The organism is Ignavibacteriales bacterium (assembly GCA_020635255.1).
Taxonomy (GTDB): domain Bacteria; phylum Bacteroidota; class Ignavibacteria; order Tepidaquicellales; family Tepidaquicellaceae; genus JAEYVS01.
In genome coordinates this window covers 902,418-918,202 of record JACKAC010000002.1, presented here as the reverse complement: position 1 = coordinate 918,202, position 15,785 = coordinate 902,418, and the positions used below count along the sequence as shown (strand labels likewise).

14 protein-coding genes are annotated in these 15,785 nt (G+C 39.8%); 9 read left to right on the top strand and 5 right to left on the bottom strand.

The features are described from left to right. From H6614_12050 to H6614_12030, 5 genes are all read right to left on the bottom strand, one after another. Positions 1–1,458: a phosphoglucomutase/phosphomannomutase family protein gene (locus tag H6614_12050; protein ID MCB9244398.1), complete on the bottom strand. Its 1,458-nt coding sequence runs from the start codon at positions 1,456–1,458 to the stop codon at positions 1–3. After that, complete coding sequence (locus H6614_12045; protein MCB9244397.1) at positions 1,436–1,873, bottom strand: cobalamin B12-binding domain-containing protein; 438 nt, start codon at positions 1,871–1,873, stop codon at positions 1,436–1,438. The genes H6614_12050 and H6614_12045 overlap by 23 nt, the downstream gene beginning before the upstream one ends. A gap of 74 nt (positions 1,874–1,947) precedes the next feature. Then, a complete protein-coding gene (locus H6614_12040) occupies positions 1,948–2,928 on the bottom strand; it encodes a flippase-like domain-containing protein (GenBank protein MCB9244396.1) in 981 nt (326 codons plus the stop codon). 46 nt (positions 2,929–2,974) lie between these two features. Continuing rightward, positions 2,975–3,568 carry a septum formation protein Maf gene (maf, locus tag H6614_12035; GenBank protein ID MCB9244395.1) on the bottom strand — a complete coding sequence of 198 codons (594 nt, stop codon included), beginning with the start codon at positions 3,566–3,568 and terminating at the stop codon, positions 2,975–2,977. Then, positions 3,568–5,286: a proline--tRNA ligase gene (locus H6614_12030; GenBank protein MCB9244394.1), complete on the bottom strand. Its 1,719-nt coding sequence runs from the start codon at positions 5,284–5,286 to the stop codon at positions 3,568–3,570. Before H6614_12030 ends, maf begins: the two co-directional genes overlap by 1 nt. A gap of 208 nt (positions 5,287–5,494) precedes the next feature. Between H6614_12030 and H6614_12025 the strand changes: the two genes are divergently transcribed. The 9 genes from H6614_12025 (at position 5,495) to H6614_11985 (ending at position 15,736) form a co-directional block, all read left to right on the top strand. Further along, positions 5,495–6,352: a T9SS type A sorting domain-containing protein gene (locus tag H6614_12025; GenBank protein MCB9244393.1), complete on the top strand. Its 858-nt coding sequence runs from the start codon at positions 5,495–5,497 to the stop codon at positions 6,350–6,352. Positions 6,353–6,356: 4 nt separating this feature from the next. Then, a complete protein-coding gene (locus H6614_12020; protein MCB9244392.1) occupies positions 6,357–7,649 on the top strand; it encodes a T9SS type A sorting domain-containing protein in 1,293 nt (430 codons plus the stop codon). An 11-nt stretch (positions 7,650–7,660) separates the two neighbouring features. Next, on the top strand, positions 7,661–9,424 hold the full coding sequence (locus tag H6614_12015) for a T9SS type A sorting domain-containing protein (protein MCB9244391.1): 1,764 nt from the start codon (positions 7,661–7,663) through the stop codon (positions 9,422–9,424). 9 nt (positions 9,425–9,433) lie between these two features. After that, the gene (locus H6614_12010) at positions 9,434–11,218 is read left to right on the top strand and encodes a T9SS type A sorting domain-containing protein (GenBank protein ID MCB9244390.1); all 1,785 of its coding nucleotides are present in this window, start codon (positions 9,434–9,436) and stop codon (positions 11,216–11,218) included. A gap of 106 nt (positions 11,219–11,324) precedes the next feature. Continuing rightward, a complete protein-coding gene (locus H6614_12005; GenBank protein ID MCB9244389.1) occupies positions 11,325–12,299 on the top strand; it encodes a hypothetical protein in 975 nt (324 codons plus the stop codon). Further along, positions 12,299–13,582, top strand: coding sequence for a fumarylacetoacetase (fahA, locus tag H6614_12000; protein MCB9244388.1), 1,284 nt, complete (start codon positions 12,299–12,301; stop codon positions 13,580–13,582). The genes H6614_12005 and fahA overlap by 1 nt, the downstream gene beginning before the upstream one ends. A gap of 132 nt (positions 13,583–13,714) precedes the next feature. After that, entirely contained in the window at positions 13,715–14,737 is a 1,023-nt protein-coding gene (locus H6614_11995) for a PorV/PorQ family protein (GenBank protein MCB9244387.1), read from the top strand. Positions 14,738–14,797: 60 nt separating this feature from the next. After that, positions 14,798–15,469 carry a Crp/Fnr family transcriptional regulator gene (locus tag H6614_11990; GenBank protein ID MCB9244386.1) on the top strand — a complete coding sequence of 224 codons (672 nt, stop codon included), beginning with the start codon at positions 14,798–14,800 and terminating at the stop codon, positions 15,467–15,469. Between the two features lie 72 nt (positions 15,470–15,541). After that, positions 15,542–15,736 carry a DUF2892 domain-containing protein gene (locus H6614_11985; GenBank protein MCB9244385.1) on the top strand — a complete coding sequence of 65 codons (195 nt, stop codon included), beginning with the start codon at positions 15,542–15,544 and terminating at the stop codon, positions 15,734–15,736. The last annotated feature ends 49 nt before the right edge of the window (positions 15,737–15,785 follow it).

Here is a 15,785-nt window from a genome sequence, read left to right as displayed (position 1 = left end):
TTATAGATTGAAATTTGCTATTGTGCTTTCCAAAACTTGTTGAGTGTCATCTGTATTGTAAGTCTCGCAGTAAAATCTCAGAAGTGGCTCCGTGCCAGAGGCTCTTATTATAACCCAGCCGTTATCAAAGAAGAGTTTATAGCCGTCCAGATCCTCAACTTTTAGAACTTCCTTACCGGCAATCATATCACCGGGTTTTATTTCCGAACATTTCTTTAATGTTTCATTCTTTTTTTCATCTGTGGTATGTACATCAATCCTCTTATAAAAATACTTTCCAAACTCGTCCTCTAACTCTTTCTTAAGCTCTGTGATACTTTTGCCAGTTTTTGCTATCATCTCCATATACATCAGTCCATTATAAACCCCATCCCTTTCCGGAAGGTGTCCTTTTATTCCGATACCTCCACTTTCTTCAGCGCCAATCATAACATCATCCTCGATCATATATTTCGAAATATGCTTAAATCCAATTGGCACAACTACAACGTCCAGACCGTATTTCTCGCAATATTTTTGGATCAACTCGCTGGTGGAGAAACTCCTCACTACCTTACCGGTCAAACCCTTTGTTTTGTGAAGATACATCAACAATAAAGCAAACATCTTCTGAGCATCAAGAAAATTTCCCTTCTCGTCAATTATAGCTATTCTGTCTGCATCACCGTCCGTTACAATTCCGATATTATAATCACCCTTGTCTTTCATTATGCCGGTAATGTCATTGAGATTTTTCTCTATGGGTTCAGGTGCACCGCCAGGAACTCCATTAATAGGAAAGGAAGGATTTATCTCGTTGTGAAGCTGTTCGATCTTCATAAATTCATTCACAGTATTTTGCCCGGCACCAAACATAGTGTCATAAATGCCTTTAATACCCGAATCAACAATGCTTCTGATATCTATACCTTTTTTCAGGTAATCAATGAAGTATCCACGTCCGTCAAAATACTCAATGATTCCGTCCTCAATCAATTCATCCGATGTCTTAACAGATGGAACTTCCCCAATAGAACTCAGTTCTGCCTCGATCTCCTTTATTTTATCGGGATTCATCGAGCCACCAAATTCGTCTTTTAGCTTGTACCCATTATATTTGAATGGATTGTGTGATGCTGTTATCATTACACCCAACGGAAGGTTCTTGTCTCTCGCAAGAAGAGATACGGTTGGAGTTGTTACAAAAGTGTCCGTCAGTAAGACTTTTATTCCTTCGTTCGCAAAAACTTCTGCAGCCGCGTACGCGAATTGTTTTCCAAGGAACCTCGTATCATATCCAATAACTATTCCATTGGATATTTTAGGATGATCTTTGAATTTTCTAGCTACAGCAAGTGATACCCTTTTTACATTGTCGAAGGTATAACTTTCACCAATCACAGCACGCCAGCCGTCAGTACCAAATTTTACCGGTTCGGTTTTGCCCATTAATGCTTTAATTGTTTTTTCTATGTTCACTCACCCAGTTACGAACGTAATCGATCGTCTCGTATGTAGGCGTTCCGGGAGTAAATAGATTCCCCACTCCCATTTTCTTTAATTCCTCAATATCCTGATCCGGAATAATACCGCCTCCAAATAGAAGCACATCGGTCATCCCCTTTTCGTCCATTAGCTTCTTAACCTTTGGGAAAATCGTCATGTGCGCCCCACTAAGAATGCTAATCCCAATAGCATCCGCATCCTCCTGCAGCGCAGCTTCAACGATGGTTTCAGGGGTCTGCCTGAGTCCGGTATAGATCACCTCCATTCCCGCGTCGCGGAAGGCTGCTGCAATAACTTTTGCACCTCTATCATGCCCATCGAGCCCGACTTTGCCGATAATAATCCTTATCTTTTTTTGGTCAGTCGAAGTATTTTTTTCTTCGTCCATAATCTATTAAAAACTTAAGAATTTTAAAGTTATTGTTATATTAATATTTCTTCAAGTGATTAAATATTGCTCATTTATGCCTGATTTGGCACTTGAATCTCCTCTAAATCCCTATGTGTAAGTCTCTGATAAATAATAACTGCAAAAATCCCGACAACTACCGCAAACCAGAGTGTTGCAACCCTAATAATAATCGTCGACGCGACAGAGATATTTTTGGGTATTTTGAGGATCTGGAGCAATCCGGTAAGAGACGCTTCCGTAACTCCCAATCCACCCGGCAACATTGCTATCGCACCGATAAGAGTAGAAAATCCATAAATGAACGTAGCTGTCAGCAAACTAACCTCGATATTCGTAGCAGAGGAAAAGACATTCAGCACTATATAAAAGCCAAGACATTCAAAAAACCAAGAGACTACACTTATCACCGTCGCGATCAACAAAGGCTTTATTCTCACCAGCCTATAAATGCTGTCATATGCCGTGTGGAATTTTTCGACATGTTTTGATAAGAATTTTATCTTCTCCAAAAGAGAAATAAAGTATAAGCATGCTTTTTTCCAGCTGATAAGCAAAGTCAAGCTGATAAAGACCACGCCTACGATCATTATTATAGTCTGTCCATAGTCAAATACAAAAGCCCCAACTATACACAGGAAAACGATCGAAATAAAATCAGTAAGCCTCTCAGCAACCACAATAGGAGCAGACTTTGAGACTGGAGTACCGTTTTCTTCTTTTAGCAGATATGATTTCAATACTTCACCCATTTTGCCCGGCGTAACGCTCATTACAAATGCAGAAAGAAAAATAAGAAAACTTTTCCCAGTAGTTAGCTTGATATCGAGAATCCTTCTGTAGTATTCCCATTTAGAAAAACGGAAAATGTAATTGAGGAATGAAAGCACTAGAATGAGTGGGAAAAATAACCAGTTAAACTCTTTGAAGGCATCAAGAAGCTTATCAAAGTCCGCATAGACACTAAAGGCGAGAAAAATCAACGCACCTGCTACGGCTGAAAAAAGTATTTTCTTTTTATATTTAGAAAACAAACGCTCTATGTCTGTTTAATAAAAAAGTCCAACCGTAGTAAGTATTCTATAATATCTCCATTAAATTTAAGTATAGCTTCCTGAGCGGAAGACCGACTACATTATAGTAATCTCCATTTATTTTATCTATGAATAAACACCCAAAATCGTCCTGTATTCCATAAGCTCCTGCCTTATCAATAGGCTTGAAATTTTTAACGTAATATGCTATTTCTTCAATACTTAGCTTCCTAAAATGAACCGATGTGCGCTCGTAATCAAATCTTTCCTTGCCTGACTTAGTGTCGATAATATTAAAACCTGTATAAACGTAGTGCATTTTACCACTTAGCTTCTTCAGAAACTCAACTGCCTGTTTTTGGTTATTAGGCTTTCCTATCATTTCTTTATTCAAGACAACCACCGTATCCGCGCCGATCACTACCCTATTCTCGAATTCAAAAGCTACTTTCCTGGATTTATGAAGAGCGTTATATTTTATTACGTCGAGAGGTTTAAGGTTACTTCCCTCTTTTTCATTTATATTGCTGTCAATTGAAATAAAATTTAGCCCAAGCTGATTTAAAAGAGCAACTCTTCGCGCGGACTTTGAAGCAAGTACGTACTCTCGTTTGAATATTCTCGAAATCTTTGCCGACATTATTTTTTCAGTAGCTCCTTTACTTTTGATATCACTTCGCCCTTACCAACCAGCATGCGATCTCCTGATCTGCGGAGTTTGATCTCGATCTTACCGTCTTTGAGATTTTTTTCACCGACTATCACATGCACCGGCAGTCCAACAAGATCGGCATCGGCGAACTTAAATCCGGGGCGGACGTCCATTCTGTCGTCATATAATACATCCAATCCCTGCGACTGTAACTCTTTATATAATTCTTCGCAAGTATTTACAACATCATCTTTGTTTGTATTTACACAGATGAGTGAAACATCGAACGGCGCAAGTTCACCTTCCCATACAATTCCGTTCTCGTCATGATTCTGTTCGATGTATGAAGCAGCAATCCTTTCGACACCGATGCCGTAACTGCCCATGATAATCACGTTCTCTTTTCCGTTCTCGTCGAGATATTTAGCACCCATTGCTTCGGCATACTTCGTACCAAGCTTGAATATGTGCCCCACCTCTATCGCTTTCACCAGTCTCAGGTTGCCTTTTCCATCTATTGAGCCTTCACCTTCCTTAACCACACGTATGTCCTTATACTCGATACCCGGAACGTCGCGTTTAAGGTCTATATTTTTTATGTGGTAATCGTTTTCATTGGCTCCGCTTACAAGTTCATCGGCATCCTGAAGCCTAAGGTCCGCTATTACTTTGACGCTTTTATTTTTAAAACCAATCGGTCCTATGGAACCCGCGTCAGCACCGGAAATTGCCGGCAATTCCTCGGGATGAGCAGGTCTTATGCCGCCTCCGAACAACGTCTGTAATTTGGCTTCATTTACTTCATCATCCCCCCTGACAAGGACAAGAAGATACTCATCTTTTTTATCTTCACCGGCTATCACAAATACTCTGGATTTGGCAAGGCGGGATTTATCATCTATCTTTAGAAAGTCCGCCAGCTCGTCAATAGACTTAATATTCGGAGTATGGAATTTTTCATAAGCTAGGTTAGTGTCTTTTCTTGGAGTAACCTCTGCAACTGAAACAGCTACTTCCACATTAGCAGCGTAGCTTCCGTCATCATTAACTGCGACATAGTCTTCACCTGCGGCGGCTTCGACCATGAACTCAACTGACTCACTTCCTCCCATCGCACCGCTGTGCGCTTTAACGGAGAAGAATTTCAACCCGGAGCGGGTAAAAATATTTCTATAAGCTTGTTCCTGTTTGTCATAAGACTCGTCGAGCCCTTCCCATGTAGCATCGAATGAGTAAGCGTCTTTCATAGTGAACTGCCTGCCGCGAAGGAGACCTGCGCGCGGACGCTCCTCGTTGCGGAATTTATTTTGTATTTGATACCACATCTGCGGAAGATCTTTATAAGAGATAAGATTTGGCTTTGCAATGGAAGTGAATATCTCTTCGTGCGTTGGGCAGAGAACCATTTCGCGGTTCTTGATGCGAAATATAAGATCGCCGTACTCATCGAGGCGTCCGCTCTGCGCCCAGAGTTCATTCGGGGCAAGCGCCGGCAGGTAGAACTCATTCCCGCCGATTGCATTCATCTCTTCACGGAGTATCTTTTCTACTTTATCGAAGACAATCTTTCCCAGGGGAAGATATGAATAAACACCGGCGGTTACCTGGCGTATCATACCGGAACGTATCATCAGCTTATGCGAAGCTACTACGGCTTCAGTCGGGTCTTCCTTTACTGTCGGTAAGAAAAATTGGGTTAATCTCATCTAATACTAATTGCGCTAAAAATGTGAAAATGCAATATAAAAATGCAATTAATGTATTACAATACATTAATTTAATACAAAACTTATTGACATTTAGGGTTATTTTGAGAATATTGAAATAATAACTCTGACTACTGCCATCTATAGTTAAGTTTAAGAAGAGTTGTATTCATTCCATCATTGCTCCCGCAAAAATGGAGGGTAAAAATTGAAAAAAATTTTACTGCTTTTAGTTATACTTGGCGCTTCCGATACATACTCTCAAGATACGATTAATGCTAAATTCATTCCTATGCATGTGGGTGATTATTTTGTTTACAAAAGATATGGGATAAACTTCTCTGAGTTAATAACCAGCCGGATTATTCAGGAAAATACTTATAATGGTAAAAGATATTTTTATTTCCAAGGATTTCCCCAACTTGATAACGGGTACTACAGATATGATTCAACTACGGGCAATTTTCTTCAGTACAGAGCTAACTCACAATGTTTAGAATATCCTTTCAATAAACTAGTAGACAGCCTTTCATCAAATGCAGGAGATACGCTTTCCAGTAATAATTTCTGCGTACTTTATGAGGAAGTCTGTACATTAAGGAATGATTCCATCATTTCATTCTCACATAATTCATTAACCGTAAGAAATACTACATATAAAAAAAACATTGGGATATTCACTTGCTGTAATGGAGACCCATCGTGTGAGGTTTATTATTCATTCCAGGGTGGGATAATAAACGGAGTTTTGATAGGAGATACTTCCCTAACCAGTATTGAGAATATTGGGAATGCTTTTCCTAAATCATTTACGCTATATCAGAATTATCCAAACCCATTTAATCCTTCAACAAGTTTCAAATTTGAAGTTCCATCGTCAGGTAATGTTACAGTTTCTATCAATGACATTTCAGGAAAATTAGTAACTCTAATTGTTAATAAGTATCTGTCCCCGGGTGTTTATGAGGTTAACTGGAATGCAGAAAACTATCCCAGCGGGGTATATTTTTACTCGCTCGAGGCGGAGGGGTTTAAGGAAACAAGAAAAATGCTTTTAATAAGGTAAGAATATGAAAAAAATAATACTAACTCTAATAATAATTTTAAGTTTTTCAAACGCGTATAGCATAGACGGCTGGATAGGCTATCAGACTCCAATATCCGAGCAAGCAAGCAATATATATTTTGTTAATTCAATGACAGGTTGGGCTGTATTTGCAAGCGGCAAGATAATTAAAAGTACGGACGGCGGTATCACCTGGACCATTCAGTTTTCGAATTCAAATTACAAATTGAACTTACTATCGTTTATTGACGAAAATACCGGGTGGTGTGCAGGCGGATCACGAAATCTTTTTGCTCTTAATTATTATTACCTGGTAGGTACTACAAATGGGGGCAATACCTGGGATTCATTATTCTACGGTATTATAGATCAGAGCTATATAAGTAACATATATCTTAAAACGCCCATACTCGGATTTATGCTTGGAGATGGCGGTAATGGAAGCGGGTCACAGGGATTCTTTTATAAAAGCACTTCATTCGGCTCTGCCTGGAACTCGTTACTCACGCAAACTCATGTTTACCTGGATGTAAAATTTAAAGATAATAATACCGGATGGGTCACCACTAAATACACCGATGACACAGGTCATGATACCGCCACTGTAATGAAGACTACAAATGCGGGGAATACCTGGAGCCGTATCTATTCACGAAACGGTTTAAACCTTTATTCAATATTTCACATAGATAATGATAATATAATTGTATCCGGGAAAACCAATTTCCCTGTAAACCAAGGCAGATTAATACTCCGGTCAACAAACGGAGGTCAGACATGGGATTCAACACTCTTGGATCCGGGCTCTCTCCCCAGGTTTATAAATTTCAACACGGGCTGGTCAGCAGCAGCAAATGGTATTTTCAAGACAACAGATGGTGGAGTCAGTTTCTCACAGCAATCACTCTCATCAACATATTCATTATTTTTTATTGATTCTCTCCACGGATGGGCAGGCGGAAACCTGGGTATTATTTACAGAACTACGACCGGAGGAGTAACCGACATAAACCAAGTAAATAATACCGTACCAGAAGCATTCCGGCTATACCAAAATTATCCGAATCCGTTTAATCCATCCACGAACATTAGGTTTGGTATTGCGAATAGTGGTAATGTCAAAATTTCAATATATGATGTAGCGGGAAAATTGATCGAGGTTTTGGTTAATAAGAAACTTTCAGCAGGAACGTATGAGGTCCAATGGAATGCAGACGGTTTTGCCAGTGGGGTGTATTTTTACAGCCTTGAAGCAGGAGGATATAATCAAACAAGAAAAATGCTATTGATAAAGTAAAATTCATCTAAATGAACTACTTAATTACAAGAATAATTCTGATCCTTTTTTTAATTTCACTAAGTCCCCTAGCCGGTATAACAAACAATAAAACAAAAAATAGAGAGAACCTTGTATTTTATAATGGTCCGGATATACATATTGAAGGATCAAAAATCTTAGATAATGTTTCCATTGGTCCCGAGATACCCATAACCGGGCTTTCGGGTTTTTATGATTGGCAGACGAATGGGGACTGCAAAAGACAAATTTATTACTTTAACGGATCTATCTTACATGCAATCTACATGACATCTACGGATTCGCTTCAGGTCAATCCCAGCCGGCAAACGAGGTATTCATTTAGCAGTAATGGGGGGCTTAACTGGGACCTTTCAGCAATTGTTCCACCGGGTAGAAGCGGTTACGGATACCTCACGGTCGACAGCGGTTTAATTGGACCTCAAGCAGTAATAGTAAATCACTACGGGGGTCCCGTAAAATCATATATCCATACAGATGCATTTCCCGGATTAGGGTCTTTTACTTATTATCCATCAAATTCCGTTCGGAATTACATATGGCCGCAGGCAAATCTAATGGACAATAGAAATGTGCTTGTGTCGGGAAAAACCTATAATGATAATGTTTCGACAGACACTCTTGCAGTACAAATCTTCCGTCCCAGCTCAGGTCAATGGATCGGACAGCCGCAATTTTTTCGGTCTGGCGCTTCAGACCACTTCGACATGAGAATTGCAAATGCGACCGGACCAAATGGAAAGGCTGTTCTCATAATGTCACCTGTTTACGATCATGGTGGTTCATTCGGCGCAAACAGGATATTTTATTGGACTAGCAATAATTACGGGGTTAGTTGGTCCGGTCCAAACCTAATGTATGATACACAGATTGATGCTGATGGCGACACAAGCAAACCATGGATAGGACTCGACGCAGTGTATGATAAAGTTGGAAACTTTTTCGTTGCTTTTAATACGGTTTCTTTGAGTGGAGAATATTCGACTGCAAAGATCTGGCTGAATAAAAACGGTGTACAAAACAAGATTCTTGTAAAAAATTCACAAATCACAGGAGCGATGACCTCAGCTGTTGGAACCCATATGGAGGATGTATGTTCGATGGACTGGCCCTCTATATCTCTTTCGGAATATAGCGATGCTGTTTTTTGCGCATATAGCGTGGCAAAACAAAATGACACAGTAAATGGTTTTAATTCTATGGACATCTACATTAGTTATGCAAATGCGGGAAATCTTTCTCCATCAAATAACCGCATTCAGATCACAAATGGAACGGACGATGAACGTTTTGTTTCATTGAATAGGATCTCGTTTGGAGATTTTAACAGGAAAATTCCAGCAGTCTATCAAAAGGATCCACAACCGGGTACATCCGCTCCCGATCATAATGATAATGCACCACTTTCCCGCTCCAGTTTAATTTATAGAGAAATTGAGCTTACTGTTCCTTTACTAAATATAATAAACAACTTAAGTGAACAAATACCCGAATCATATAAGCTCCAGCAAAATTTCCCAAATCCATTTAATCCCTCGACAAATATTAGATTTGACATACCGAAAAGCGGTAATGTAAGAATATTAATTTACGATATTTCCGGTAAATTAGTAGAGACTTTAATTGATGAAAGTTTATCACCCGGTACGTACGAAATAAACTGGAATGGGGATAGGTTTGCCAGTGGAGTGTATTTTTACAACCTTGAGGCCGAAGGATTTAATCAAACAAGAAAAATGCTGTTAATAAAATAAAAAACTACCATGAGGGCAACATCAACATTCTCATTAACATTACTACTGCTAATTTTTTTGCAGGGAACTTCATTCTCAAATGACAGGATCGACAAGAAAAAATCGTCTCAGCAATTAAAGCCTAATAATAAAGCTGTAACATGTATACCCTACAAAGGTCCGGGTATTAAGCTCGAAGATTCTATAGAAGATATAAACGGAGGATATACTATAGGTCCGGAACGAATGACTTCATTATCGGGATTTTACGATTGGCAGACAAACGGGGATTGCAAGCACCATGTTTACTATGTCAGCGAAAGTATCATCCATACAGCATTTACAACAGCAATCGATTCCACAAATATCGAAACAAGCAGAAGAACTGTATATTCCTTTAGCTCAAACGGCGGTTTAATATGGCAAACACAAGTACAAGTCCCGTCTAACGTAAGAAGCGGATTTGCCTTTTTAACTGCAGGAAACAACGGGGCTTCGAACGGTTCAGCAATTATTGCCAATCATTCAGGATCACCCCTTGGCACGGCTATTCACGTAGATGCTTTTCCCGGTCTTGGTTCGTTTACACATTATCCAATGCCAGCTCCAAGATATTTTATTTGGCCTCAAGTCAATACATTGAGTAATGGTAATGTACTTGTCTCAGGCAATACATATCAGGGAAGCTCTGCAACAGATACTCTATCAACCTGGGTATTTAACCCTAATAGCGGTCAATGGATCGGCACTCAGCAGTTCTTACTGTCCAGTGCTTCTACTCATTTAAACATGAGGCTAACCAGCGCTACCGGGCCTTCGGGGAAAGCTTTATTAGTAACTACTCCTATAAATGACGAGGGTGGATCATTTGGTGGAAACAGAATTTTTTATTGGACATCGACTGACTATGGAGCAAACTGGTCAAGCCCAGGCGTACTTTTTGATACACAGATAGATTCTGACGGCGATACGAGTTCTCCGTGGATTGGACTGGATGCAGTATATGATGATTACGGTAATTTTTATGTAGCCTTCAATACACTGGGATCTAATGGATCCTATTCCTCAGCAAAGATCTGGATCAACAGGAATGGGACTCAGAATAAAATTGTTGCCAGAAATACTGATATACCCGGCGCGATGCAGAGTGCCGTTAGTCCCCAAGCAAACATGTGTTCAATGGATTGGCCTTCCCTATCGGTCACCCAGAACGGACATTATGCAGTCGTCGGCTATAGCGTACCAAAACAAACCGATACAGTGAATGGGTTTAACTCTATGGACGCTTACTTCAGCCTTGTTAGTGCAGATCTATTAGGCGTAAGCACTCCATATCAAATAACCTCCGGTAACAATGACGAAAGGTATATTTCATTAAATAGAAGAGTAATACTCAATTATAAAATTCCATTGGTCTATCAAAAAGACCCTCAACCCGGGAGTTTCGCATTCAATGACTTAGCCCCCCTATCCAGGGCAACTCTTATTTACAGGGAGATAGAATATTTAAATCCACTAACCGGTACTGGATTCACAAATACATCTATTCCCGGGAAATTTACATTATATCAGAATTATCCAAATCCATTCAATCCCTCGACAAGTATTAGATTTGACATACCGAAAAGCGGTAATGTGAGGATATTAATATACGATATTTCCGGGAAATTGGTAGAGACTTTAATTGATGAAAATTTATCACCCGGTACATATGGAATAAATTGGAATGGGGATAGGTTTGCCAGTGGAGTGTATTTTTACAGCCTTGAGGCTGAGGTATTTAAACAAACAAGAAAAATGCTGTTAGTAAAGTAAGCTTCTTTATACCCTTACACTAAGCCGTGGAGTATCTACTTCACGGCTTTTTTAATTTCAATATCGATTTAGAATCGTTATGTTTGATTGTTAAAATATACGAAAAATGTCAAACATAACTCCAAAAAGCCTTGAAGCTCTCCTAAAGAGACTAATTGATTACGCGGGATTATTCCCTCCCGCAAGCCTCCCGCTGGACCAGGCCTTCAAGAATTTTATCGAATATACATCCGGAGACTATAACTGGATGTTATCCAACTTCATAATCCCCGCAAAGAAACTCGACGAACTTACTCAATTGATCCAGGGAGCAAACACTGCCGGTCCTCTAAGATTCTCTATACTCGGGACCGGAGGAGATACTGTCGATGACTTTAATGATAGTTTTAAAAATGACATCGAAGCATGGAAGAAATTCCTAACAGATAATGAAGGTAAAGTAAAGACAAAGTTTTATGAAGTTAAATTACCGCGGGAATTAGTCGCTTCACAGGATTCAGGTGATATAGGTGATTTTGTGGAAACGGTATCTTCGAATGTCGCCGACAGCGTTGGCAAGGACACGATCCTGTTTTTTGAAGCAACTCCAGGCAGTGAATGGAGAACCGATATTAGCGCTGCGATAGAGGGTATTAAGATCCATGACATAGACATTTACAATACCGGATTTAAACTGCGAACCGGCGGTACTAACGCAGCAGATTTTCCACTCCCAGAAGTAGTAGCCTTCACTATCCGGGAGTGTCTTAACAGGCAGATCGCTTTGAAATTTACAGCCGGACTCCATCACCCGTTCAGACATCGTGATGAAGAATTTAGGAAAAGAATCCATGGGTTTATTAATATATTTGCTGCAGGTGCAATAGCCATCCGTCATAATATTTCAGAATATGAACTAATAAACATCCTAGAAGAGGAAGATCCGGCTACATTTGAGTTCACCGATGAGTATTTTAGCTGGGATAAGTACAGGGTAACCGCTGAAGATATAAAATACTCACGAGAAGCCCTGACAATTTCATTTGGAAGCTGTAGCTTCACCGAACCCATCGAGGATCTGCAAAAATTAAATTTACTTTAATGACCGATATTTCAAAGCTAACATCTTTTATTCCGGTCGACAAAGGATCGGACTTCCCTATCCAAAACCTCCCCTACGGGGTTTTTAAGAAGAAAGGCGAAGATGATTCTTCATTTAGAGTAGGTACGGCAATTGGGAATTATGTTCTCGATCTAAATGCCTTATACGAAGATGGTTTCTTCCAGGAAACTAAAATCTCCGACGATAATCCTTTTAATCACCCCTTCCTCAATTGCTTTATGTCTCTTGGCAAAGAAGCATGGTCTCAGGTCAGGAAGAGGCTGTTGGAGGTACTCGTAGAGGAAAATAATGTACTTAAAGATAATCTTGAGCTTAGAGAAAAGGCCTTTATCCCAATGGAAGAAGTCGTGATGAAACTTCCTGCGGAGATAGGAGATTATACGGATTTTTACTCTTCCAAAGAGCATGCTACGAATGTTGGTATCATGTTCAGAGGAAAGGAAAACGCTCTCATGCCTAACTGGCTTCACCTACCTGTTGCCTATCACGGGCGAGCCAGCTCTATTATTCTCAGCGGTGAGAATATTCACCGACCGAAAGGGCAAACAAAAGCTGATGATGCAGAAAGCCCATCATTTGGGCATTCGCGTCTTCTCGATTTTGAATTAGAGATGGGATTTTTCATCGGACCGGGAAATAAACTCGGGCATCCGATAAAAGTATCCGACGCAAAAGATCATATCTTTGGAATGGTCATTGTCAATGACTGGAGTGCGAGGGATATTCAGAAATGGGAATACCAGCCCCTCGGTCCATTTAACGCGAAAAATTTTGCTACATCAGTATCACCATGGGTTGTAACTCTCGAAGCACTGGAGCCATTCCGTACCACAAGCCCGAATTTTGAGAAAGAACCACTCGATTACCTGAGAGAGGACAGGAATTACTCTTACGATATTATATTGGATGTGTACTTACAGCCGGATGGTATGAATGAGCCGGTTAGGATCAGCGAATCTAATTTTAAATATCTGTACTGGAGTATGTCCCAGCAACTAGCTCACCATACAGTCACGGGATGCAATACCCAGCCCGGTGACCTCATGGCTTCCGGTACGATAAGCGGACCGGACAAATCAAGCTACGGCAGTCTGCTGGAGCTCACCTGGAGAGGAACTGAGCCAATAAAGCTACCGAACGGACAGGAGAGGAAATTCCTCCAGGACGGTGATACTGTGATCATTACAGCATATTGCCAAAAAGACGATTTTCGCATTGGATTTGGTGAAGTCAGGACAAAAATTCTTCCTGCTATAGATTAACCCAAATAGCTATATTTTTAATAATTATTTTATGTCTTGACTTAATTTTATTTATTGAACATTATTAGGAAATTAAATAGGAGAATTATTGTTTTAATGTTTACGATTTTACTCTGAATCTAAATTTCAACTATGAATCGGACTAAGCTTTTTGCGATTATAACTATAATTCTCCTGACATCATCAACTGGCATTTTTGCTCAGGAAAGCAGTAAATATGGCGGTGAATTTCTCTCAATAGGTGTAGGCGGACGCCCGCTTGGAATGGGAGGGGCATATGTCGCTGTTGTAAATGACGTAACAGCTGGCTACTGGAACCCCGCCGCACTCTCCAATATAAATTATCCCGAATTATCATTGATGCATGACGAAAGGTTTGGAAACCTTGTCAATTATGACTACGGTGGAGTAGGTTTTCCTCTTGGCACAAATTCATCCCTCGGATTCAGTATAATAAGACTGGGTGTAGATGATATCCCTGATACAAGAAACGCTCTCATCGATCTGAATGGAAATGGTGTTCTGGACCCCGGCGAAAGGATCGATCCTAATAAAATCACCTTCTTTAATGCCGCGGACTATGCTTTTTTCTTTACTTATGCTAAAAAACAGAACGAGAAATTTTCATACGGTGCGAATCTAAAAATAATAAGAAGAGACCTTGCTGAGGCCTCCGCTTGGGGACTTGGATTTGACATAGGAGCGAGGTACAGTCCATTTGAAAAGTTTTACCTAGGTGCAAACCTCCAGGACATAACCACAACATACCTATCATGGTCAACAGGTAAAAAAGAGACTATAACTCCAACAGCTAAACTGGGTACTGCATATCAGATAGATTTTTTAAATGGTGTTTTAACCCCGGCAGTTGATTTCGATGTTAGGTTCGAAGGCAGGGAAAACTCAGCGAATGCAAATCTCGGACCTGTTTCGTTTGATATGCATGCAGGAGTCGAATATACATTCAAGGATGTATTCAGTGTGAGAACCGGATATAATGACCTTGGGAATTTAACTCTTGGCGCGGGTGTAAAACTTCCTAAACTGAACATAGATTATTCTTTTGCTAAGTTCGATGGTGATGAAGATCTTGGAAATACCCACAGGATATCATTGGTATTTACTCTTGAAACAGACAAGTTTAAAAGGAAATAAATTTAGTTAACTTGCACTATACTAAAGCCCCTTTCAAAGGGGCTTTTTTAATTTAAGCATATGACCCAGGATCACCTTCAGCAAATAATCGCAAAGTATCCCTTCCTAAAAGATCCTGACAAAAAATTGGTTGACGATATCTCAAAGTATGGTACATACAAGAAGATCCCAAAAGGAGAATACGTCTTTTTAGAGAACGATAACTGTAACTTCTTTTCCTTTGTTCTATCGGGAGAAGTAAGAGTTTTCAAAGCCGGGGAATCAGGCAGAGAGATAACACTATATAGATTTGGAATAGGAGAATCCTGCATTTTGACCCTGTCCTGTCTCTTGGGAAGTAATAATTTTCCTGCAATTGCAGTCACAGAGGACGACGTTGAAGTTATTTTAGTACCCTCAAAAGTCATCCGCGATTGGTTTACTTCTTGCCAGTCCTTTAGAGACTATGCCTTCGATATTCTCTCCAGAAGACTCTCCGACGTGATCATGGTTATTAATGAGATAGCATTCAAAAGGGTTGATGCCAGGGTTTCAGACTATATACTCAATAATTCCGATCAAAATGGGGCGCTCACAACCACACATAAGAAGATAGCCATAGACCTTGGGACTTCGCGAGAGGTCATCACGCGGATACTTAAGGAAATGGAAGAAAATAATATCCTGGATATCTCGCGTGGAAAGATCACAATAAAGGATAAAACGGGATTAAAAAAATATTCGAAAATGTGATTTTGTCACATTGATTTACTCCGGTTCATAGTTAAATTTGTATAGATAAATTAACTAAAGGAGTAAAACACAATGAAACAGAACGTAGGTAAAGCCGATAAGTATATCAGAATAATACTGGGACTAGCAATTATAATAGCAGGTTTTACAATTCCACAGGTTGGATGGTTCGGGTTAATCGGGATCATTCCAATATTTACTGCAGTAGTAAACTGGTGTCCGCTATACACCCTGTTTGGAATTAAAACTTGCAAAGCAAGTGAGTAAAGTTTTTCATGCAATAATGGAAACTAGTTTCGATCATTAATTGTTTGCG